Origin of the sequence: Paenibacillus sp. FSL R7-0048 (genome assembly GCF_038004505.1) — a bacterium.
GTDB lineage: Bacteria > Bacillota > Bacilli > Paenibacillales > Paenibacillaceae > Paenibacillus_AQ > Paenibacillus_AQ odorifer.
The window spans coordinates 5366523-5389360 of sequence record NZ_JBBORF010000001.1; the positions used below are offsets into that span (position 1 = coordinate 5366523).

General features: G+C 36.7%; 21 protein-coding genes and 1 tRNA gene. 8 read left to right on the forward strand and 14 right to left on the reverse strand.

Going from position 1 to position 22838, the window contains the following annotated elements:
* The first annotated feature begins 41 nt into the window (after positions 1-41).
* Complete coding sequence (locus NSQ91_RS23875) at positions 42-1253, forward strand: tyrosine-type recombinase/integrase (protein WP_076192012.1); 1212 nt, start codon at positions 42-44, stop codon at positions 1251-1253.
* A 171-nt stretch (positions 1254-1424) separates the two neighbouring features.
* Here the strand turns inward: NSQ91_RS23875 and NSQ91_RS23880 are convergent.
* The 6 genes from NSQ91_RS23880 to NSQ91_RS23905 form a co-directional block, all read right to left on the reverse strand.
* A tRNA-Leu gene (locus NSQ91_RS23880) sits at positions 1425-1499 on the reverse strand.
* Between the two features lie 417 nt (positions 1500-1916).
* On the reverse strand, positions 1917-4832 hold the full coding sequence (locus NSQ91_RS23885) for a RelA/SpoT domain-containing protein (protein ID WP_076305303.1): 2916 nt from the start codon (positions 4830-4832) through the stop codon (positions 1917-1919).
* Positions 4833-5012: 180 nt separating this feature from the next.
* A complete protein-coding gene (locus NSQ91_RS23890; RefSeq protein ID WP_256716615.1) occupies positions 5013-5429 on the reverse strand; it encodes a restriction endonuclease in 417 nt (138 codons plus the stop codon).
* 27 nt (positions 5430-5456) lie between these two features.
* Complete coding sequence (locus NSQ91_RS23895; RefSeq protein WP_076305304.1) at positions 5457-6353, reverse strand: glycerol kinase; 897 nt, start codon at positions 6351-6353, stop codon at positions 5457-5459.
* Positions 6354-6880: 527 nt separating this feature from the next.
* Positions 6881-7411 carry a flagellin gene (locus NSQ91_RS23900; protein WP_340920182.1) on the reverse strand — a complete coding sequence of 177 codons (531 nt, stop codon included), beginning with the start codon at positions 7409-7411 and terminating at the stop codon, positions 6881-6883.
* A gap of 47 nt (positions 7412-7458) precedes the next feature.
* Complete coding sequence (locus tag NSQ91_RS23905; protein WP_340920185.1) at positions 7459-8214, reverse strand: flagellin; 756 nt, start codon at positions 8212-8214, stop codon at positions 7459-7461.
* A 504-nt stretch (positions 8215-8718) separates the two neighbouring features.
* On the opposite strand from NSQ91_RS23905, the gene NSQ91_RS23910 reads away from it, so the two are divergent.
* On the forward strand, positions 8719-9312 hold the full coding sequence (locus tag NSQ91_RS23910; RefSeq protein ID WP_076305306.1) for a recombinase family protein: 594 nt from the start codon (positions 8719-8721) through the stop codon (positions 9310-9312).
* Positions 9313-9770: 458 nt separating this feature from the next.
* Here NSQ91_RS23910 and NSQ91_RS23915 read toward each other — a convergent pair whose 3' ends face one another.
* From NSQ91_RS23915 to NSQ91_RS23940, 6 genes are all read right to left on the reverse strand, one after another.
* Positions 9771-10082 (reverse strand): hypothetical protein, encoded by a 312-nt coding sequence (locus tag NSQ91_RS23915; RefSeq protein WP_076305307.1) that lies wholly within the window; start codon positions 10080-10082, stop codon positions 9771-9773.
* On the reverse strand, positions 10082-10804 hold the full coding sequence (locus tag NSQ91_RS23920) for a hypothetical protein (protein ID WP_076305308.1): 723 nt from the start codon (positions 10802-10804) through the stop codon (positions 10082-10084). Before NSQ91_RS23920 ends, NSQ91_RS23915 begins: the two co-directional genes overlap by 1 nt.
* A 27-nt stretch (positions 10805-10831) precedes the next feature.
* Positions 10832-11194 carry a hypothetical protein gene (locus NSQ91_RS23925; protein WP_076305309.1) on the reverse strand — a complete coding sequence of 121 codons (363 nt, stop codon included), beginning with the start codon at positions 11192-11194 and terminating at the stop codon, positions 10832-10834.
* Between the two features lie 295 nt (positions 11195-11489).
* Complete coding sequence (locus tag NSQ91_RS23930) at positions 11490-12524, reverse strand: hypothetical protein (RefSeq protein ID WP_076305310.1); 1035 nt, start codon at positions 12522-12524, stop codon at positions 11490-11492.
* Positions 12525-12559: 35 nt separating this feature from the next.
* The gene (locus tag NSQ91_RS23935; protein ID WP_076305311.1) at positions 12560-12745 is read right to left on the reverse strand and encodes a hypothetical protein; all 186 of its coding nucleotides are present in this window, start codon (positions 12743-12745) and stop codon (positions 12560-12562) included.
* The gene (locus NSQ91_RS23940) at positions 12742-12954 is read right to left on the reverse strand and encodes a helix-turn-helix domain-containing protein (RefSeq protein WP_076305312.1); all 213 of its coding nucleotides are present in this window, start codon (positions 12952-12954) and stop codon (positions 12742-12744) included. Before NSQ91_RS23940 ends, NSQ91_RS23935 begins: the two co-directional genes overlap by 4 nt.
* Before the next feature lie 703 nt (positions 12955-13657).
* Here NSQ91_RS23940 and NSQ91_RS23945 point away from each other — a divergent pair.
* The 3 genes from NSQ91_RS23945 (at position 13658) to NSQ91_RS23955 (ending at position 16995) form a co-directional block, all read left to right on the forward strand.
* Complete coding sequence (locus NSQ91_RS23945; protein ID WP_256716617.1) at positions 13658-14047, forward strand: C39 family peptidase; 390 nt, start codon at positions 13658-13660, stop codon at positions 14045-14047.
* A gap of 13 nt (positions 14048-14060) precedes the next feature.
* Positions 14061-15875: a VirB4 family type IV secretion system protein gene (locus tag NSQ91_RS23950; protein WP_076305313.1), complete on the forward strand. Its 1815-nt coding sequence runs from the start codon at positions 14061-14063 to the stop codon at positions 15873-15875.
* 97 nt (positions 15876-15972) lie between these two features.
* Positions 15973-16995, forward strand: a complete 1023-nt coding sequence (locus NSQ91_RS23955) for a hypothetical protein (protein WP_256716618.1) — start codon at positions 15973-15975, stop codon at positions 16993-16995.
* 122 nt (positions 16996-17117) lie between these two features.
* On the opposite strand, the gene NSQ91_RS23960 is transcribed toward NSQ91_RS23955, so the two are convergent.
* Positions 17118-19874, reverse strand: coding sequence for an ATP-dependent DNA helicase (locus NSQ91_RS23960; protein WP_339244480.1), 2757 nt, complete (start codon positions 19872-19874; stop codon positions 17118-17120).
* 1078 nt (positions 19875-20952) lie between these two features.
* Between NSQ91_RS23960 and NSQ91_RS23965 the strand changes: the two genes are divergently transcribed.
* The 3 genes from NSQ91_RS23965 to NSQ91_RS23970 are packed head-to-tail and all read left to right on the forward strand — an operon-like array spanning position 20953 to position 21584.
* Positions 20953-21078 carry a hypothetical protein gene (locus tag NSQ91_RS23965; RefSeq protein WP_256716619.1) on the forward strand — a complete coding sequence of 42 codons (126 nt, stop codon included), beginning with the start codon at positions 20953-20955 and terminating at the stop codon, positions 21076-21078.
* Positions 21072-21317, forward strand: coding sequence for an HIRAN domain-containing protein (locus tag NSQ91_RS32105; RefSeq protein ID WP_081391959.1), 246 nt, complete (start codon positions 21072-21074; stop codon positions 21315-21317). Before NSQ91_RS23965 ends, NSQ91_RS32105 begins: the two co-directional genes overlap by 7 nt.
* A 27-nt stretch (positions 21318-21344) precedes the next feature.
* Entirely contained in the window at positions 21345-21584 is a 240-nt protein-coding gene (locus tag NSQ91_RS23970; protein WP_076305315.1) for a hypothetical protein, read from the forward strand.
* Positions 21585-22007: 423 nt separating this feature from the next.
* Here NSQ91_RS23970 and NSQ91_RS23975 read toward each other — a convergent pair whose 3' ends face one another.
* A complete protein-coding gene (locus NSQ91_RS23975; protein ID WP_179088249.1) occupies positions 22008-22178 on the reverse strand; it encodes a hypothetical protein in 171 nt (56 codons plus the stop codon).
* Positions 22179-22838: the final 660 nt, after the last annotated feature.

A 22838-nucleotide genomic window follows, 5' to 3' on the forward strand; every position in this document is an offset into this window, starting at 1 on the left:
ATGGTAGGAGAAATGCGGGCTGCTATGAAGGAGGAATATTCATGGTAGCAGGCCACCTACAAGAAAAAAAAGGTCTTTTTTATATGGTCTTGAATTGCAAGGATGAGGAAGGTCAGAGAAAACCAAAGTGGATTCCTACTGGCCTTACGGTAAAAGGAAACAAAAAAAGAGCAGAAGCATTGCTATTAGAGACAAGGAGGGAATTTACTCTTCTTTTAAATGTTCCTGAGGAAGAACCGATAGTTGAAGAAATTAGCGAAGAAATGCCAGCCGATGAGCCATTTGATCAGGGTCCACTATTTTCTGTCTTCATGCTTCAGTGGCTAGCAATGATGAAACACAAGGTTGAATTTATCACTTACGCATCTTACCACAATATTATAACAAATCATGTTGTTCCTTACTTTGAAGAAAAGGGACTTTTTCTCAAAGAATTATTACCAAGTCATATTCAAGATTATTATCAATATGAGCTTGACAAAAATGGAGTGACAACCAACACAGTTCTCCATTATCACGCTAATATTCGCAAAGCACTAAAACATGCTCTCAAAAATGATTTAATTAACACTAATCCCGCAGATAAAATTGAACGACCTAAGAAGAATGATTTTGTCGGCAGTTTTTACAACAAGCAGGAGATTAATATCCTATTTGAAAAAGTTAAGGGCGAACTGATTGAACTTGCGGTCATTCTTGCTGCATTTTATGGATTGCGAAGAAGTGAAGTGATTGGACTTAAGTGGACTGCCATCAATTTCGTTAACAAAACGATAAGTATTCGTCATACTGTAACTCCGGTTTATTTTGAGGGAAAAGAACACATCATTGAAAAGGAGAGAACTAAAAACAAACCGAGCCGCCGCACCTTGCCTCTTGTGCCAGCCTTTGAAGAATTACTGCTACGTATTCGTGAGCTTCAAGCTCTTAATAAAGCCATATGTGGTAAATCATATTGTACTGATTATGAGGAGTATATCTATTTGGATAAGTTAGGACAACGAGTTAAACCCGGCTATATCACACAAAACTTTACTAGAAATCTTAAAAAAAATGGTTTGCGTCATATCCGTTATCACGACCTGCGTCATAGTTGTGCAAGCCTCTTACTCGCCAATGGAGTCAGTATGAAAGAAATTCAGGAATGGCTGGGACACAGCAACTATTCCACAACAGCCGACATTTATTCTCACTTGGAATACAGTTCCAAAGTATCTTCAGCATCAACAATGAGTAGTATCCTGATCTTTTAATAAAAAAAGATCGAATAACCCTCAATACTACTGAGAGTCATGCGATCTTCTCCTCGTTCTCTCCTCCGGAAAAAGGAGAGAACTGCAGGAGAGAACTCTATAAAAAGTTCTCTCCCAAACTGTTTCAAAAACCAAGGTTTTCCGGAAAAAACCCTTATAAATCAAGGATGCCGAGGACGGGGGTCGAACCCGTACGGTACTCACGTACCGCAGGATTTTAAGTCCTGTGCGTCTGCCTGTTCCGCCAAAGCCTTGATAACACTGGTTTTTTCAGTGATTGTCTTTTCTAGCCACAAAGGACTCCTTTCAATTTAAAAAGTCTAAATCTCAACGATTCTGTGTGTTGATACTAAGTTACTCTATTACCTCTAATTTGTAAATACACTATGTCCTTTGTACAAAAAAACAAAATAGAAATTCCCCTATAACTTGCTGACTCGTTTGCGTTCTTCCCCGTACAAGCCTTTTTACCAAGCACTCACGAAAGGTCATTCTCACACCATCGTTCAGCCTTGATCAGCTCTATTCATTCTAGGCTACAACCTTACCTAACAGCGCATTCAAACATGCTTCAGCAACCTCCCCCACGACTCCGTAAAATTCATATTTCAGATATACAAAGGGGGTACCTGCTATTAACTTATATTTACTGATTCAAACAGCTTACTCACTACTTTTTCTATAATGATTTTGCATCAATCGTACATGTTCATCTGATCTTTTAGTTTCATGAATTATTCCAGAATTTAGCCTATCAACGAAATCCTTTGCAAAACTTTTCAAAGGTCCCTTCTTTGAATTATTCCATTTTTTTATTGTTCTTCTAGTACTTTCCATTGCTTTTACAAACCCATATTCTCCTGTTACAACACCAGTTCTTGATAGTACATCCATAAGATTTGAAAGTAAATCCGCATGACCTTCGTAAGCTATAACAAATTCTTGACAGAACGAAAAAATAGAAGGATTTCCATCATACTTCCCTAATATCTCCAATATTATTTTTCCTTCAACAATATCCTTAGCAACTAAAAGAGTTCTAAGATATGACTCTAGAGGCTCATCAAATGAAGGAAAGATCTTTTGTAGTAAATCGCTAGCCTCATAACTAAAAAACCAATCCTCTCTTTTAAACCAATTAAGAATTTCTGGTATAACTATTTCAGAATGTTCTTTTAAAGGCTCCCCTAAATTATTAAGATGAAAAGGTATAGACTCATATTGAGGGATCAGTTTCTTCCTTTCGTCTTGACTCAGTAATCGCTTCTCAAAAAATCGCACTACCTTTAATGGCTCACTTTTTGCAATAGAAGTCAAAATTTCTTCAGCATGATATTCAATTTGAGGGCAACCAATAAGTGCTTCAATTAATTGATCTTGCTTTACATCATCGAAATGGTTAAGTATAGACTCTTCATCGAACCATATAAAATTAGTCCACCAAAATATATTTTTACTTGAAAGTTCATTTATTGTTCTTATAAAAAGACCCGTACTTTTTTCCTTGTTGACTTTGGTAGTATTTAAGATTCGAACTATCTCAATTAAAACCTCATTTTCATTTTTTTTAGATGCTTTTTCAAATATACGATTTAATATACCTGCTTCAACCTCTTCATCATACAAAAAGGAAAGTACACAGATTAAAAGATTTCTTTCTTCATTGATCCAATCATCTAATTGTTTTTGTGCATAATCACCATCACTTACTTTTAATCCAGCAATTATATGATGGAGAAATCTTTTGAAATCTTTTTCCAAATTAACAATTAATTCTTTTGCAAATTCACGATTGGATTTAGAAATATCAAATAGAAAACCATTGAAATATGAGTATTTGCCTGGTTCAATGAATTCAGATCCTTTGCAAATATCAACAATAAGTTCTATCCAGAATGCTTTATTTTCCTCAGAAATGATTTCCAAGTAATTATTAATTCTTTCATTTCGTATCAATTTCGATCTACGCCAATCCATTTCTTCTAGATAGTCTGAATCATACCCAACTAAATCCTTATAGATTTTATATCTATCGTTCGCCTTAATTAATTTTTTTAGGTCAGCTAATCCTTCGATACTAGTTGAAAATCTCCGCTGAAACCAATTAGCTTGTTCATCAATCTTTTTTATTATTTCTAAAGGGACTTTCCCATTTACAATGAATTGATACCAGTCGATAAGTGAAGTTGTATTTGTTACTACTAAGTTCACAATCTCTTCAGGACACCCCCCTCTATTTGGAGTTTTTGTTGCTTCTTTAAGAATATCCAAAATGCGTAGCTGTTGAGGAATTTCCTTAGCCACAAAATACAAACCCTTTAAAATTTCCACTGATTGCATTCTTAATTGTTTCAACGGTTCATCTACTGTTAGCGATTCATTTCCAAATATTATCGACTTATGATCTATACTCTCAGTAAAATTAAAGTCTAATTTAAAAACTTCCACAAACACGTAATTTACAATTTCTATTCTCGCTAGGCTTTCATAGATATCCCATTTTTTTATTTGTCCAATAATATAAAATTGCACCTGTAATCCAAATTGTTGTAGCACTCCTAACTTGTATTCAGCCAGTCTTTTAATTGAATCTAGAGCTAGCTTACTTATTTTCTCGTTCGTATTACGTGCAAGGTCAATATATATAGGGAATATTTGATCAGTGTAATGGTATTTAACTACATTTAAAATTTCTAAGCACTGCGTTACCACATAGCTAAAGTCGTTACCATAACTTAAAATCTCAGAACTTTCATCACCTTCCTTTACTCCTTGAGCGCGAGTTAACACCTCTTTTATAAAGTCAGTTAATTTGTATCCCGATGGTGTTTTATCTCCATACTTTTTTATATATTTAGATAGCAAACTTAATTTCAAATAAATCCCTCTTAAGTTATTAGTCTGTAGGATATCTTCATAAAAAGCATTTTGAAATATTTCATTCCCCTTTAACAGTTCTAAATATTCTGTATTAATAAATTCAAACTTATAATTTGCTGGTTTAATGTAGTCCTTCATAATAGTTTTCAGTTCGGTTTGGAAGAAATCCATTTTTTCTTTATCAAAATCAATCAAACCTTGAGGGGATTTGTATGTGATATTATGAGAAACCTCAGACCAAGCATGATATAATACAGTAGTTAATTGCAGTTCACATTTCAATCCTTCAAACTGAGCATATTCAGTTAAGTTTAGCCTGTCTTCTTTAAATTTAATTATTAAGTGCTGAGCATTATATCCATCATCAGAATACCTTAAGTTATTTTTCACTACATCAAATTCTTCATATATGCACCGCGAAAACTTTTGAATTTCACTGTCCAAATAAAAAATAACCCTACTACCCGCCATATCATCTAAGTCGAAGATACTGTTAATATTAGATAGGGCTCTATTTGTTGATAGCTTTTTAATTAAAGAGTCTTCTTCTTTTACTCTAGCACTTGCCAATTGAAATTGAAAACCATTGTTTTTTAATAACTTTTTCAATAGGAATAGAAGTGTGTCACAAAACTCATTGTAGATTTTCCGATTTTGATGGTACTCTTTTCTTAATTCGAGTATTCTTTCATTTTCCATAAAACAACCTCCTTAAGATGTCGAATAACTTCTCATTATTACTTCCCCATAACCTTCTTCACGAACTTCTCAGCTTTATAATCCTTTCGAACTTCATGCAACATACCACTATTCGCTTCTGACCACGACTCCAGTATCATCCTAGGCTCCCCTTCGATGATGTCACGTGCTGCTATGATGTCACCAATACTTGGCTGTAGCGAACACGATGGCTTTCTTAGCCTTATAGTACCTCATGCAAGAGAAGACCTCCTGCACAGCACTGATGCCCACTGGATGGTCAACAGAGTACCGCTTCGCCTGTATTACGTTTCTCATGCCCTCTCGATCTGTAAAAATCACATCCGCTCCGAAGTCTCTACTTCCTACAGTCTTATAAACCCCAGAGTAACCAAGTTCAATTAAAAACTTATACAAATACATTTCAAATCCAGAGCCATCTTCCATCTTATCAATATCTCTAATATCAATATCCTTTAAGTTATAGTCGTTAGATTTTAAATGACTCAAGTTGTTCTTTCGATTAAGAACTCTAAATACAATAAATCCAGCGACTACAACAACTGCTATAATCATCAAAAAAATAAATCCCAGCACGATTCAACCTCCATTTATGAGCATTACTTAATACGCCTGAATACCAAATTTCAATAGTTTCTTGGGAAAGATATCATCTAAATTCAATATGTCTTTATCATCAATCTCAATTAGGTTAAATCCATACTTTTTATATATCTCCAGCTTGATTTTTTTCCTTTCATTATATCTAGCATCATTTTCCAAACCCCAAAACTCTATGTATACTTTGCCAACAGGTAAATAAAAATCACAATAAACATCTTCCTCAATGGGTAGCTTTCTCTCATATGCATGAACAATCTCAGACATATACAACCAATTATCAATAAGCATTTCTGCTCTTGATCTTACATAATGCCCATCTGCCGATCTATGTGTTGCTTCAAATTTTTCTCTAAAGCCCACAGCAACTGTCTCAATCTTTTTGTTCTCAATTGCAGTCTCTACATTTTCACCACGTAACTCCTTCATCGTTTCAAGTAGCCGCTTGTTTGTTAAAATACTTGGTTCCCAGCATACATAAGGTACGCCATTTCGGTCATATTCAAACTGTTTTCCGCCTATACTCTCGCCAAGCTTAGTTATTAACCATCCCTTTACTCCTTTTTGCAATAAGCCAAGTTCAGACAGAATTGGATTAATGCGAAGCTTAGAAACTCCAAAGTGTTGGCTTAAAGCTACTATATTTATAAGTTTTTCTTCATTCAAATTTGTCAGGTTCAATTCATCCTTAATCGTCTCATCCCAAGCTATAAATGAGCCGTGTTGGGGATGATTCTTGATAATACCTCCCCTTGCTTTCCCTTGCTCCGTTAGAACCCAAGCATCATTTTCTCTAGTTATCAGTCCTAAGTTCATCATGACTCCAAATAAATCTTTAGATGTAAATCCCATCTCTTTTGACAATGCAGTTGTGGATAAATACTTCACCTTATCTGACATTTCCCGTTTAGTCTCCTATCCCAATTAAATTATTTCACCCCATAGATTATTCCACAATTTTACACCAACCGACTAATTCTTCATATAGGTTCTGCTTTAATAATATTTTGTATTGATCAATACTCGTATCAATATCACCATCGAGTATCTGGCTGTATGTGTACCAGCATTTCGTTACAACAACAATCCCTTTCCAACTGTAAACTAGCCCCCATCTGCTCCTACAAATAAAAAAACCACTCTTATTGAGTGGCTAGTCCTTATAAATTGCATCTACTGCTTTTTGCTTACCTTCTTCATATCGCATAGAATGTCTTAAAATTATGTCTAAACATTCCAAAGAAAGCATCCTTGGGCTTTTCTTATGCCCAATTTAATACAAGTATAAGGCATTAACCATTGTCACTGAGGGCTCATTGTTAACAGGTCAAACAGCCCTAAGATTGACTCCTAGGGCTTCTGGTTGGGATTAAGTTTTATTGAGTTAATCAAAAATAAAATAAGCAGAATCATCTAATGATATTTGCTTATTTTAATAGTTGTAAAACATTTTGTGGTTGTTGGTTTGTTTGAGCCAACATAGCTTGTGAAGCTTGAGATAATATTTGATTCTTAGTTAATTCCATCATTTCTTTAGCCATATCTACATCACGAATACGAGATTCAGAAGCAGTTAGATTTATTTCATAGTTGGAAGCATTATTTAATGCGTGTTCTAACCTATTTTGATAAGAAGCAAATTTACCACGCTCAGATGAAACTTTTTCAATTGCCTTATCTATCTTTGATATTGCAGATTCCGCACCTTGTCTTGTTGAAAGGTCAATATTATCAATTCCAAGTGCATTTATTCTAGCATCAGTAAGTTGAAGTGAGTATGATTCTCCAGAGTTAGCACCGATTTGTAATATTATACTCTCTGGAGTTGTCGTCGTCGTCGTATTAGTGATGGTTGTAGTAACTTCGGAATTGTAATTAATATGCGCAGTAGTTCCCGTCCCGAAAAAATGTCCTCCATTATTTGTTCCTCCTGCACCTCCACCAATTGTAGATGCCATATTTGCATCCGCAATGAGAACCAAATGATTTTCATATATTTGAAGCTTCATATTCTTTGAGAGTATCGTATTCTGTTGTGCCGATGTTCCGCTAGAACCAAGCTTATAGACTCGAAAGTATTCTTAATATTATTTAAAGTCTCTTTTAAATCTGCACCAATAGGAGTGTATATATCATCTGGATTTGATGGTGGATTTGTGAAGGTAAAAACAATTCTTCCATCTCCAGTTGTTTGTGGGAAATATCCAAGACCAAAAACTTCAGTTCCAGTTGGATTTTGTAGAAATTCAGTGTAATAAACAGCCCCTGTGGATAATATACTTACAGTTTGAGGTACCAAGTTAGTTACAGTTGTTGTAGTTGTTGTAGTTATGGTTGTGCCTTCTGTATTCAATAAATTATTTTCATTAAATTTAGTATTATTAGCAATCTCATTAATACCCTCTTTAATTTGTTGAACCTCTTCTTGTATTTGTTGTCTATCCTCATTGGTCAAAGTATCATTAGCAGATTGAATAGCCAACTCCCGTAGTCTTAGTAGGTTAGGGTCTTGAATTTCAGAAAGACCACCCTCAGCAGTTTGAATTAGAGATATCCCGTCTTGTATATTACGTTCAGCTTGTTGCAGTCCTCTTATTTGGGCTCTCATCTTTTCACTTATGGCTAATCCTGCTGAATCATCACTGGCTTTGTTAATTCGTAATCCAGAAGCTAACTTTTCCATAGATGATGCTGTATTTTTGTTGTTTTTATTTAATTTATTTAATGTATTTAATGATGAAATATTATGGTTAATAATCACAAGAAATCTCCTTGAAATGAATGTTTTATAAATTATACCATTTGAAGAAGTATACAACAATTAGTTTGGCTGAAGCAGAAGATTATTAAGAAATGTGGGGTTCGAACTATTTAATAAAGTTAGAAAATATGAGAATTAATTTATATAACAGAATGTCAGAATGACCACTTCATAATTGAAGTGGTCATTTTAATTAGATTGAAATGTAAATTTTTATTTAAATAATACTTTGTATTAGATACTGTACGGTGAACCTTATCATAGATGACAGGTAAGATATTACGCTGCGAAGAACAATAGTTCAATTAGCCCCTTTATCATAAGGCGGTTTTTCTTTTAGTTGAAAACCAACAATCTTACATAGTAGTCTAAAAGTTTCGACTTTTGCCATAGGGTGAAAATAGTTCAAAAGTCTAAAACATCCGTACTTGTAATTGTACAAAAGATAGTCTAGAATTGATTGTATAGAAGTTAACTAACTTTTAGATGAATGGAGTATTTACAATGACAATGTACGGATACGCTAGAACATCGACAGTTGGGCAGGACAATGGACTAGAGACTCAGAAGCAACTTCTTAAAGAAGCAGGATGTGCTAACATCTATCATGAGCAAGTGACTGGAACATCCACAGAGAAGCGTTCTGCATCGAAGGAACTATTAGAAGCAATGTCAGAAGGTGATACGCTTGTAGTAACCAAGATAGACCGACTTGCAAGAAGCATTATCGACTTGAACAACATTGTCAATGACTTGCTTGCTAGAGGTATCAATGTGAAATTCTTAAAGGATAATCTACACTTTGAAGCTGTTGAGAAGGCTAGTCCTATGCAATCTCTAATGTTTAACATGTTAGGCTCATTCGCACAGTTTGAGAGAGACTTGATAGTAGACCGCACAACAGAAGGCAGAGAACGAGCTAAAGCTAAAGGTACTCACATGGGTCGTCCTGCAAAGGATGCAAGCATCATCAAACGTGCTTTGAATCTGTACGCTGAACGTGAGACAAATGCACTGACAGTAAGCGAAATCATCAAGTCCACTGGCATACCTAAAGCTACATTGTATGCTGAACTAAAAAAGCTAGAAAAGTCATAGTAGTTTCAGTGAATTTGAAGTCTATTATTGAATAGGATTTTTTCCTATGATCTTACTCTATCCCCTTTAGGATTTATAGATTACTGTTCAGACTGAATATAAAGGAACCTTAAACAATTTGGAATGATGGAGCTTAGAAAGTGATTATACATTAATAGCCCTAACTCTTAATTACAAGATTAGAGCTAATTGACGTTAACATAGTTTCTTAGTCCAAATCTATTATGGAAGCAGCGATCTTAACTGCACTAGGAGTCACTGTGATGGTACTAGAACCACATCTAAGAGTAACATTCGTATCAGACTCAACTACCACTTCTCACCGACATCCTACATCCTACATCTTAACTGCACCACCTTGTGCCGCATTTAACTCCAACGTTCTCATGTTTCCTACGTCATTAAAGAAAGCCTACGAGCAATAATCGGCTCATAGGCATGTTCTTGTTTAAATCTCATCATTCATCATCATTATCAAACATTGCTTCAATGGTTTCTAATCTGTCTTTTTGGCTCATGAGATGAAATGGTATAACTCGATCCTTATGATATTTCCGTGTTACTAACTGATCTATTAATTCATTTTTAGATAACAAATTCAAGATTTTAGTTTGGTCAACCAATTTACTCTCGATCTTCCACATCAATTTTTCAATTGCTTTGAGTCGTTCATCTGTATAAGACACAGTTGAAAGTACATTGTCAGTCAACACATTGACACTCTCGTTAAGTTGATTAAGTCGCTCCTGAATCATCTGTGCTTCGTGCATTATTTCACCTCTTTTGGATTCTGCTCAGGAAATAGTTCATCAAAGACTTTGGCGAGTTTTAATATAGAATCTGATGTGAGAGTATTAAAATACATTTCATTACACTTTGCACATTTGGCTCCTCTGCAAGTGGAGACGTTAAACAACAACGTCCCTCCAAGTTTTAGTTCAATACTTATATCAGTATTTGGAACCTCATTGCAACCGCACATAGGACAATCAGTTAAATTAATCTCTCCTTCACCATAATCTGACTTTAACTTCCTCTTCTGATGTAGTACTTTCCGTTCTTCTAAATCTCCCTCTCCATATGCCATTACCCATAGTTCTTCAAGGGTCTTGCCTTCAAGTGATTCAGGCACTACGTTTTTGTCATTGACTACAATCGAAATCTTATAATAAACTCCTGTTATGCTTGTCAACACTGTTTTCAGCAATGACAAATACTCACTCTCCAATATTTCCTTTTTCAGAGTAGTATTGGTTCCAAATATGATACTTACATCACTTGATATATCTTCTATACTAAAGCCTGTAAAATAAGTATAGAATGCTGGAATAGTGAGTTGGTTTCGTATAACACCTAAAAGCTTCGTATGCAGGGTATTCATATACTCAATTTTCAAAGTTTCATCGTTTTCTCGGGACTTCTGCCATAACTGCGAAAGAATACTCTCGAAATTTTCAAGAATCCGCTTACTACGCTCTTCTTTACTCTCCATTTAAAAACCTCCCACTATAAATAAAACTCAGATTTTATTTAGTATGAGAGTACTAAGTAGTTCTTTCATGTTTGATGTATTTACATCAAACATAGTCCCATTCTCTACTTCTGATAATTTCACGTTGGAATAACGAATACTGTAACTTGTTTTAAAACCAGCTTGTGATGATTTTGATATTTTGCATCGACTAATAAGCAGGATTCTTAATTTATAATCCCCATTAGAAGACACAGGCTCAATGTGCCAAAGAATTTCAGCTAAATTTTTTTTCTGATTATACATTAGTCTTGTTATAGGTGTTTTTCCAGAAATAATTTTTACGTTTACTTCCTTACCAATCAAATCAGTCAATGGAAAACCCTCCATGGATAATGGAACATCAGACATTTAAATTCCTCCTTTAGAATATAAAATCGAATTAATTTACGAATAAACCATTACTTAATATCTACATTCAGACCACCTCCCTTAAAGGTGCCAAATAAAGTACAGAGCCAAATTTTGACCAAAGAAAAAGCGGAGGGCATATTAGCCACTCCGCTTCTTAAAACCGTATGGTATTGTCTCGAAATCTCGATATATAAAGATGTTCATAAGCACTCTCCTTTTTTTCAAAATAATTATCAAGTGATAATACCACATCAAACAAACTTTTGTAAATTCGTGCCAAATAAAGTACTGTTTAGAAAGGAAGATCATTCAATTCGTCATCATCGTACTCTTCTATTGAAGAATCATCAGATAGATATTTCCCACCAGTCTTTTCATATGTCGATTGACTCATAACTTTCCGTACAGCTACATCCTTTCTTGAATCAGTAAATTGACTGCTGTCCAGAGTTCTATAGCCATTCGCTGGAATTCTTTTATCTTGTGCCAAATAAGGCACAAAAGTGTTATGTGAATTTATAATCATATTATGCGCTTCTAAAGTTACTATAACTTCGGAAAGCTTAGTACTCTTAATACCAGTGTCCGCTACTAATTGTTCAATGGTGCTATTGTATTCACCTCGGAAGTAACCATTCATACACTTGAAGAAAGAATACAAATAGAATCCAACAACTCCTATGTCGCTGTGCTTCATGCAAAATATAAATGTATTTATATCCAAATTAGTTGTGTTTTCGAATTGATAGAAGTACCCTGTCACTTCATTCTCTCTTTCAGATTGTTCATCTCCATATATACCTCTAACAGGTAAGTTAATCTTTCTAGCCTTCGGTGCATTAAATATCCCAGTCAATTTATTTTGAGAAGAATACATGTGCCAATCCACAAAATTATAATCCGTAATTCCATAGTCATCAGTGTAATAGTCAATGTTTATTGGGTAATCGCTCTCCTTTCGCAAATAACCTAATTCGGATAGGATACCTTGTTTTTTGGTGATGTAACTTTTCCCATCCTTTCCTCTGCTATGAGGTGAAGTGTTACAGATCATATACATAACCGCATCATCAATGAAATTCTCTCCGCTTTCCTTATCATAATACGTAAATCTTGCATACCTATACATGTATGAAGCTAAGTAAAGATAAGAAAAGGCAAATGCAATGTGGGTTGCATTTGCCTTTCGTGTTTTGAAGTCTTTACAATTAACTAAGTCGTTAAAAACCTCATTGGGTATGTATATTCTATGTTTACTTTCTCTATCTACATCTAATATCGATCTCAATTCTCTTTCATCATAGTATGTGTCACTCTTGATAGCCAACCAATCACCTCTATATATTCACTAATAAACGTACATTATCTATGCTGATATTTTTTCAACGCTTTCTTTAATTCATCATTCTTCTCAAACATCCAGAAAGGCATAAAAGTTTTATCGTGAAGTGCATAACAAATAAATGAAATGCCCTTGTCCATTTTAAGAAACTTGAACAAAGGTACTGAGTAACAATAATAATATTCTCTCGCTAATGCTTTGCTCACAATGATTCATTCTCCTCGTTGCCAAACCCACCAATAATGTAATCTCGATATTGTTTTTCCTTTTCCTTGTGGAGATTCACGATCTCGTTCTCATACATTGATAACATAGGAACTGATACCCCAATTTTTGATGTCAATTCTTTTAATTTTATCTTCTGTTGCTTTCTCAACAACTGGTAACCTTGTCTTACACTAAACTCAAATTGCATTCTGTAACTCCCCCTCAAAATTGTCTTCTTAACTTATTAAGTGGTAGCAGCTTAAAAAGTTAAGCATTTTGGCAGGGGATGTTGATGCAAAATCAATTACGTGCGATTTGCGGTATATATATAATATATAGATATACAATAATAGATTTATCTATATATAATATATATTCTATATACACCGTAATTCGTACATTTTAGAAATTCCACTTTTGACCACTACCTTCCTAGAGATTGATTCATGCACTGTTACCTTTATAGCTATTCATGGTTTTATATTATTTTAAAGGTTAAAAAGCACTAGAATTGATTCCTTCGAAAGCGTTTCAAATTTATAATGACAATGGAAAAAGTCAGTACCTATCGTGTCGTGGAAATTCTAATAAGGGTTTCTGCGGGTATGTGTATAGCAGATTAACTCTCACCTAAACGTTTTTCCAACTCTAAACCACCCCGTCCCTGAATAAATAGAACTAACATCTCCCCTATATAGTTATGGAGTACTATCTTAAAATCACACGCTAGAGTAAAACTTCAGGGCTAGATATAGCAATAATGTGAATTTGGTCTGGTATGAGGTATTCAAAATCGAGGAAAAAATGATAGAGGGGAGAGGAATCTGACGATTCATTCTCCTCTCCTTTCTAAATTATTATACTGTCTTTACAAATCACAACTTCTTTAGTCTTTTCGTTTCAGGTAACAATTGACAGGGAACACCGTAGATCCAGTGACGATGTCCAAATGGGCTTACGAAAATGCCTACTTGGCTGAAGGAGTTGGTAGTTATCACAGCTTGATTCCTGATGGTGCCAAACACTTTGGCCTCAATGTAACTGGAGCCTCTATTAATGAAACCCAGAAGATTATTAATGCCCTAACGCAAGGAAAGCTTGTAATTGCCATTATGGGAAAAGGCCATTTTACTTCATCAGGGCATTTTATGGTACTACGTGGTGTTACCTCAGAGGGGGAAATTTTGATTGCTGATCCGGCCAGCCGCAAACGTAGCGAACAAGTGTGGGATTTCTCCATCATCTTGAACGAAGCCCGGAAGAACGCTTCTGCCGGCGGTCCGTTTTGGATTATAGGTTGAGGGAGGGAAATAGATGCGAAATGAACAAAAAGATGCGAGCGTAAATGCTTCGTTGCTAAACGTGATTACCCCTTTGGGGTTGGAATTTTCGCGTAACAGTCTGATAATTGGAGAACAAGCAGCCAAGATTTACGGCGTGATTCAATATCCCCCAAAGGCAAATGTTGGCTGGTTATCTGCGCTCACCAATTTACCTTCCACCATGGTCTCCATTGGATTTCACCCCATCGACAATAGCGCACTCATCTCATCCATATCTAAGTCCATTACTCAAAACCGCAGTACAGCGGACAACGCCAAAGATGCGCTCACAAGACAACGAGCAGAAAAAGCTGCAGTAGATGGAGAACGCATTATGCTTCAAATTGACCAAAATGGAGAAACCGTCGGGCTCATGAATGTACTGGTCATGCCCTTTGCTAATGATGACAAGCTATTTGCTCGAACCTGCCGGCGAGTAGAGAATACCTTCAGCCTGATGCGCTGTAAGATTCGAACTCTGGCTCACTTGCAGAAAGAGAGTTTGCAGCAGCTATCCCCCATGTATCCGGCACAGGATACCATTGAAAACATCTTGAACAAAATCATGCCCATGAGCACCTTCGTTGGAGGATTTCCGTTCGCTAGTAGCGGTTTTAATGATGGCACTGGCTATTATCTGGCTAAAGACTCCAGTGGTGGTCTTATTATTATTGATCCCTGGAAACGCGGTGGAGATCGCACAAATTCTAACATCGTCGTTATGGGTGTAGCTGGAGTTGGTAAGTCCACAGCGGTAAAGCATGTTGCACTGAGCGAATATATGAAAGGCACCAAAGTTATCTTTATCGATCCAGAATCGGAGTACAAAGAGCTTTGTCAACAGCTAGGGGGGGATTGGATTAATGCCGGAGGTGGTTCCCTCGGCAAAATTAACCCACTACAGATTCGGCCAGCTCCGCGGGATGAGGAAGGAGAAGAACATCCCCTTTATAAAGATGAAGGAAACGGAATGTCTGACTTGGCCCTACATCTTAAAAACCTGGAGATTTTCTTCAATCTATATCTTCCTGATTTGAATATGATGCAGCTCGCTGTACTCAAGCAATGCCTAATCGAGCTGTATAACCAATTTCACATCACCTGGACAACCGATATTTCGACACTTCAGAGCACCGATTTCCCTACCTTCAGTGATTTGTACACTCTCGTTCAGTTTAAAGAGCAGGCTGTAGGCGATCAGATTTACAAGGAGTTAGTGCTCCTACTTTTTGACATCGCTAATGGCGGAGACTCTTTCCTCTGGAATGGTCACAGCACCATTCAGACCCGTAGCCGCTGCATTTGCTTAGATACGCATTCCCTACAAAACACCAGCGAAAACATCAAACGAACCCAATATTTCAATTTGCTTTCCTGGTGCTGGGAGCAGATGTCGCAGGATCGAACGGAGCGAGTTCTCTTGATTTGTGATGAAACATATTTAATGATCGACCCGAAGGTTCCTCAAAGCTTGGTATTTCTTCGCAACGTTGAAAAGCGCGCTCGTAAATATGAAGCTGCATTAGCTATAGTTTCTCACAGCGTCGTTGATTTTCTTGCTCCAGAAATCAAGATGTACGGACAAGCCCTATTGGACATTCCCTGCATTAAGATATTGATGGGGACTGATGGCAAAAATCTTCAGGAAACTAAAGAACTCTACAATCTGACGGATGCAGAAGAGGAATTATTGGCAGGCAAGAAGCGCGAACACTCTCTGCTTATGATTGGCTCCAAGCGTATCCATGCCCATTTTGAGATCCCCGATTATAAGTTTGCTTACATGGGTTCGGCGGGAGGACGTTAACGATGAATAAACACAAACAGATTATTGAGCTATTCTTTTACATCGGTCTGGTGATCGTTGGAGTCATTCTCTTACTGATGAAATGAGGGGGTAACGTATGATCTTATATTTAACAAGCGAGGCTCATGTCAATTTGCTAGACTTTCTGGAGCAAGAGCTTCCCATTAAAAAATTAATTGGTACCTTTAATCTCCTTTCCTTTGTCGTAAAGGACATGCGGAATTTTTCTCATGCCCAATTTGTTGTACTGGATCGGATGGCAATAAGTGAATCTGACGAGGGTCTGATTCAAGCACTTCTCTCGTATCAAACGATTTATGGAATGCGTGTAGTTATCATAGATGAGGGACTGCCAGCTGGCAGTCCCTTGGTTCAGCAATTAATTCAGATCGGCATCTTTGACATTGTAGCGGCTTCGGAAATTGAAGTACTACAAGACGAGTTAAGACAGTGTTTTTCCGACGGTGGAATGCAACGATTCAAACCGACTGTAGAGACTGTTGAGGTAGTATACGAAAAGCAGTCCCAACATTCCCCCGAACAGACAAAGTATCAATTCTCCTGTACTAATCTTAGAGTAGCTGTCGCGGGTAGTGATCGACGAGTGGGAACTACTATAACAGCAATGAACCTGGTCTGTTGGATCAATACCCACGGTGGAAGAGCCTGTTATGTAGAGGCGAATTCTAATAATCATTTGGCGCATATTATCCATTTATACGAACCGAAAAAAACTGGAAACGCATATAAGTTGGAAGGCAATGATCTTTATATAACAGAAAAATTAAACCGAAATTATAACGTTATTGTAATGGATTGTGGGGTCCTTGGTGAACGCATTCAGGAGAGTTTTTCCACGGCGGACATTCGACTTTTATGCGGGTCTGCTATGCCTTATGATTTGGCACGATTTTATCGAGCTATAGAACGATGTAAAGATCTATCTATACAGTCACTTGGATTGTTTGTTCCTCATGATTTGAGACGATATATGCTTGAAGCAATTGATTCAAGTATTATTTTCGGGGAATTATCTAACAAATTATTTAATTCGACCAGTAATGGTGATTTATATGAATCGCTGCTTAAAGCACACGCCACAATAAATGATATGCCGTGAGCCATTAATGCTTAAACTCCTGATTGATTTTAGAAATTGAAACAGCGATTGTAAAGGAGATAAAAAGAAAGTCTTACTGTCGCTGTTTCTTTTTCAACCACGAAGCTAATCAAATTCTTTACTCATGAGGTTGTATGTTCAGCTAATGAAGTTCTTAGAAATACGATTTCTCGTCTGATATCTTTCGGTTTAATTGCACCGAGAATTCTATTTTCGACCTCAGGTGTCCAATATATCTTCAGCCTTCCTCGAGCTCTAGTGATGGCTGTGTAAAAAATACTATGGGTTATATGGTCTTCGACTTCATCAGTAATAACGACTTTTACAGAATTGAACTCTAAGCCTTGTGCTTTATGAATTGATACTGCATAAGCAACCTGAAACGGTACGAGAGCCGTTGATGGCACTTCAAGATTTTCATCAACTTGTCTCTGGTCGTCGACTATGAAGCGGATTACTGAACGTCCTGCTACTGAATTTTCTAGAAGTTCAAAATCATAGGGCATAGCCTCTAGCCCGTTAATTGATTTATCAACTTCAATATCAAACTGGATTTTATCTTCACCAAGTTTGATACCTACTATCCATCCTTTTATATTGTTATAAATCAAAGGCGTGAAGCGATCAGATTCATTGAATAGTATCGGATCACCAACTTTATACAATTGGAGTCCCCATGGGACGGCGCGGTTGGGATTAGCCTGTTGGAGGAACCGATTAATATTATTTATTCCATAGAGCCCGTCATAATTTAAGCATAAAATAATTTCATCTAGTTCTGAAGGTGTAAATATGGAAGCATCCAGAGATGTTGAATATTGATTTCTAGCTATTGTTTCTACTATTCTATCATCCATGCTACGAACCCTATCCCATAAGGTCTGCAACTCCTCATTATTACTTCGGTAAGGTCTTGTAAGATGATTAATTGATGATGCCGGTAAAAAACCTTCTGCCGCATTAAACCAGTTCCCAAATTGGATAGACTCAATTTGATAAATATCACCTACCAAAATAAGCAACTCAAAATCGGCTTTTTTTAAGATTTCTTTCATATCACTGTTATTGACCGTACTGCATTCATCAATGACTACTATGTCATATTTTGTACGTATACTCTGCTTCTTTATAAATTTTGTGACAGTCATAAAATCCGTATCACCTGTTTGAACTGTAACCCTACGTTTCATGTTGTCCACAGCAGGATTAGTGTTGGCCAAGTATAACCTGCTCTGGTTCATAAATAGATTTGAAATATGGTTAATAAGCGTAGACTTTCCTGTACCAGCCGAGCCGTAAATGAGTGCAACAGAAGATTGTGTGAACATTTGCCGCAACGAGGATCTTTTTTCTTCACAGTCCACTAAATGAACCTCAGAAGTAAGCCAATCGTCTACAGAGTTAGTGTAGTTCTGGATGCCTCTCGTTGACAATTCAGTGAGTTTCTGAATAATCCATACGGTGTCGTTTTCATAACCAGATATATAAAAATGAGCATTCCTTTCTTTCAAGCGGCGAGCCTGATGACGCTCATTATGGTACAACTTTCTATTGAAAGTACTCACAAGCACATCAACATCGCCAAAACGCTCAAGGTCGCTTCGCGAAGTATACAGTTGTCCATTTATTTCAGTATTTTTGAGTACATAGCGTGCAAGCAATTCATGTGTTCTATTCGTAGTGTCAAGGCAGTCAAACAAATCAACTAGCTTCGGATTGTGATGTAAAAGCGAAGTACTAAACGGCATTTTATCAAAGGGAATACACCCATAATTCAGACGAAGATTTGACAAATAACCGTTAGACTCACCAAGTTGATCCTCAATGATCCTTTTATTCATATGATAAAGTAAGTATCTAAGCACATTGGACCCTGCTTGGTGGCTTCCAATAATATTGCGACAACGGTCAAATAAATCAAAAAGATGGCTGACCTTTGCATTAAAAGTCGAGAGGATGCTGGAACGAATTTGCCTATAATGCGCATCCTCAAAACAAAGAATTTCAACTAGGTTAAGTCCGGTCCTTGTCAAGAATCGCATCAAGCCTCGTCCCTCAGCAGAACTTGCATAACCGGGCAAATCTATCGCGAAAATGCTTGAAAACCTCTCTATCTCAATTGGCCGAATTGCCACTTCCCAACTCACAATGATAAAAATAGGCATAGTCCTACCTAAGATAGTGATATTCTCTTCGATCGTTCCTAGCTTTACAGCATAGTATTTCGAGATGTCTAATGTGGTGAAAGCGATTATGCGATCAAATTTACTCGCTTTTCCAGTCGCGGGCATGAAAGTAACTTCATAATAAATTCGTTGATCTACAAAAAATGGCTTAATTTTGTAAACGTAGTATCGCATATTATCGGAAGATGCTCGATCTGCGCTGTGATTTCTGCGTCGTAACCTCTCAGCTATTTTCTCATAGTACTCTTGAAGATTTCTATCTATGTTTAATGGAAACTTGTCCAGATTCGCCAACACATCAAGTCCATACTGAGTTTTTAGGAAATCTTTGATTCTCAACATAAATTCATAGTATTTCAGCATCGCACGTTCTGAATCCTCAGGTTCTAGGGTATAGTGTGAAGCAACAATTTGTAAAAAAGCGTGAAACCTCCATAAGAATTTCAAATGTCCTTTTGTCTTTACAAAACTAATAGCCTGATCTATGTTCGAATAATTATATGTAGTAACATTAGCATGCGCATAGATTTTGAACATTGTGTGTTCAACAAACGTCCGCAAATTGGACAAAATATCTTGTGAAACCGCTCCTCTCCCCAAAGCGTCAAGGTTTTCAATATGACGGCAAATAGCTGCATCGCTTCTAAGAATTTGCTCGTTAATTCTACGAATTGTTTCGGATCCGGTAGTCATTCGCTTGCCTCATTTCTTAGGATTTTTTCGTTAATAGATACCATTTTACCATCAATAGAGGAATTTAAATGTAATAAAATTATATTCGTCTTTCTACAAATTCTTTATTTGTCCCTGCCTTCTCCTACTAATTCTAACTTAAAAAGTTTATATCTAACATGGTGAAAGTATTACGACAACAAACAATAGCCTAAGGATAAATATAATGAATAATTCGAGTGTGTTTGAAGCGTGTATAACACCTACGTCCACATAAAAGTATATATCATTCATTTTGACACAATCTAGCACACATCACATTCCTACTGTTTCAGAAAAGAAGAAAGCCCGATTCACATAGGATCGGGCTTTCTTAAATATGATTACTCTACATGCGTGGACATTTATGATAAACGAGCATTAATCAGCGTAGCTTCTACATTCAACTTGATCTTCTGCTTTACCACTATTTGTGATACGGTTCTCAGTTATTAATCTTCACCAAAATTGCCCATTTGAACAAAGGCAACCAATCATGTGTTGGGCTCTCTTTTTGATTTTAGTAAACTAGTTTCCAAAACAGCTTCTAAAATTGAAGTGCCGTCTGTCTTACCTAATCCTCTGTTAGAAACCTGAGTATACAAATCACGCATATTTTCAATCCCTGCCGCATATACGGCTGTAATTATTTTAAATTTGATACAAGAGGAACAACAGAACTAATTTTAGAAACATCTCCAAAGTTGCACAATTGACTGAATAAGGACCGATGCTTGAAAGAATTTCTACCTAAAAGGACTCATCATCAGCCTTACATGCCAGTATGAAGTAAGCTGCTAGATTACAAAGTTGCTCTGGACCAGCGAGCATTGGCGTTCAGCAAAGCTTCCACCCCATTTTTTCACTTCACCTGCAATACCTAGCGTATCTTATGTGCTTATTGTAGACTTATTCAATAATTTTTCATTTATTATAGCAACTGTGTCTTCATTTAGAAGTACCTCACTAACGCTCACACCGTCGTTAAATTTACAGGATTTCCGCCTTTCTCTGTCGAACATTATGATGTGATTACTCTGATTTTCAAAGGAGGAACAAGATGTTCAAATGGCTATTCGGTTCTACGGCACCTTCTCCTGACCCAACAGGAGAATGGGACCATGAATACCGTGTTGTTGGCGTTACCTTTGATAACCCTAACAAAGTTAACCGTCAAAAATTTTAAGGAAGTGTAGCGCGGGTCAGGACATTACGCTAAAGAGAAAGCCAAGCAAGAAATTTCCCGATGCCATAGAAGTGTGGGTAAAGCAGGAGCAGATAGGGCATATCGACGCTGATGACGCTTCAATCTTGGCCCCTATTCTGGATCGGAGAAAGCGGTTCAAGGTTACGATTAAAAAGATTACTGGTGGAACAGAAAGCAAACCAACTTTAGGTTGTATCATTTCTTTGAAAGAGAATTGATTATCTAATATAGAAAGGAGGAAGACCTTGAATACAAGCTTAAGCAATCAACAACTTGTAGAAATCATACGTACAATTCCTTTAAAGTCTTTTAAGGATCATGGTGCGTTGGTCGCAGTTACCGATATATATGATGCATGTGCAGTACGTGGTTTTCGTAACTTTGACATTATCGCTGCCAAATTGAACAAATTGGAGCAGGAGCATTCTTTCCTAATTGTCCGTGGATATGACGATCTCATTATTGGAGTCAAGGCTTATCATTAGCCAGAGTTTTTATTACAAGCAATAATATTCAAATACTTTTCAATCTTACCAATATCATCAAATTGCTCATGTTTGACTTGTTCATACAAGAACCAATGCAATTATTTTTAATCTCCCGTGGATCGGTGTGTTATTCATGCCATTGATCTTTTTAGTCAGTGCGGTGTAGTCCTAAATATAATACCATCGGCGCGCCGCATTGCTTCATATGTTACATGTATAGCAACTTCCATATCCATGCCGCTATTTTCAATAATCTCCTGAAACTTTACCACCACCTCGTTATTGTCTGAAATGGCTTAATAGACCGCCTTGATGTTGTCTGCCCAGATTTTCAGTATACTTTCCATCCCCTTCATCCATTCCTGTAAATGGACAGCAAAAAAAGTCCGATCATATGACCGGACGCTGAAAAATAAAAAATTACTTTGTATAAAGAACAAGCACATCCCATGATTCTTGAGAACAAGTGAATTTTACATCCGCTATTTCCTCAGCAGGTACACTAGCCAGGAATTCATTAACTTCTTCTTGCACTTCTTTGAGTCCTGTTCCTGAAAAAAATTCAACTTGCATTTTCTTTTTTATCAGCATTCTCTTCCCCTCCCTTCTGTATCAATTTTCGACATGAAGGAAGGTTTCACCTTGAAAAAGAGCCGCTCAAAAGCGACTCTCTGCAAAAAAAAAAATATAATTTTATTTTGATAAGAATAGTCTACTTCTTTATTTTGTCTTTGGACAGGAGTATAGGGAGGCATTAAGCAAAAGGGCTCGGACCGGTTCTGTTAGAAAGACTGACCTTCACCCCTTAGTTAGATATGATGAAGGAATGAAAGGGCTATAATTTATTGAGACATGGGGGCGAGAATCACTAGGACGAATTTGGAGACGTGCATATACTGGAAAAATAAGAGTAATCCGTATTCTCCTTTATTTACGATGCCCAATTCTCCGTCTCCCTCCTGCTGGCTCCTTCATCATCCTCTTTTTCATAATCTCGATGAAAGAGAGGATACAGATTCAAAAAAGCTTTTTACCCATTTATAGAAGATAAGCTTGGATCCACGATGGTCTACTACATGCATGCTTCTTCGCATCCCATTGCATTGTAACTTCAAGACATTGATCTTGAAAGGTATCTCCTGGGCTACTCCCTTTAGAGAATAGATGTTGTTCGATCCAGCGTATGCTCTCTTCCAGGTACCATAGGTTTTTCCCAATGAAGTTCCTGGAAAATATGATCATAGAAGCTAT

What these genes read in the sequence shown, in the direction of transcription:
- NSQ91_RS23975 (WP_179088249.1), bottom strand. Translation starts at nt 22,178, where the DNA reads ATGCTGATAAAAAAGAAAATGCAAGTTGAATTTTTTTCAGGAACAGGA.
- NSQ91_RS23960 (WP_339244480.1), bottom strand. Translation starts at nt 19,874, where the DNA reads ATGACTACCGGATCCGAAACAATTCGTAGAATTAACGAGCAAATTCTT.
- NSQ91_RS23900 (WP_340920182.1), bottom strand. Translation starts at nt 7,411, where the DNA reads ATGGCATCTACAATTGGTGGAGGTGCAGGAGGAACAAATAATGGAGGA.
- NSQ91_RS23940 (WP_076305312.1), bottom strand. Translation starts at nt 12,954, where the DNA reads ATGCAATTTGAGTTTAGTGTAAGACAAGGTTACCAGTTGTTGAGAAAG.
- NSQ91_RS23955 (WP_256716618.1), top strand. Translation starts at nt 15,973, where the DNA reads ATGATCTTATATTTAACAAGCGAGGCTCATGTCAATTTGCTAGACTTT.
- NSQ91_RS23965 (WP_256716619.1), top strand. Translation starts at nt 20,953, where the DNA reads ATGTTCAAATGGCTATTCGGTTCTACGGCACCTTCTCCTGACCCAACA.
- NSQ91_RS23895 (WP_076305304.1), bottom strand. Translation starts at nt 6,353, where the DNA reads ATGTCAGATAAGGTGAAGTATTTATCCACAACTGCATTGTCAAAAGAG.
- NSQ91_RS23875 (WP_076192012.1), top strand. Translation starts at nt 42, where the DNA reads ATGGTAGCAGGCCACCTACAAGAAAAAAAAGGTCTTTTTTATATGGTC.
- NSQ91_RS23950 (WP_076305313.1), top strand. Translation starts at nt 14,061, where the DNA reads ATGCGAAATGAACAAAAAGATGCGAGCGTAAATGCTTCGTTGCTAAAC.
- NSQ91_RS23925 (WP_076305309.1), bottom strand. Translation starts at nt 11,194, where the DNA reads ATGTCTGATGTTCCATTATCCATGGAGGGTTTTCCATTGACTGATTTG.
- NSQ91_RS23885 (WP_076305303.1), bottom strand. Translation starts at nt 4,832, where the DNA reads ATGGAAAATGAAAGAATACTCGAATTAAGAAAAGAGTACCATCAAAAT.
- NSQ91_RS23910 (WP_076305306.1), top strand. Translation starts at nt 8,719, where the DNA reads ATGACAATGTACGGATACGCTAGAACATCGACAGTTGGGCAGGACAAT.
- NSQ91_RS23920 (WP_076305308.1), bottom strand. Translation starts at nt 10,804, where the DNA reads ATGGAGAGTAAAGAAGAGCGTAGTAAGCGGATTCTTGAAAATTTCGAG.
- NSQ91_RS23915 (WP_076305307.1), bottom strand. Translation starts at nt 10,082, where the DNA reads ATGCACGAAGCACAGATGATTCAGGAGCGACTTAATCAACTTAACGAG.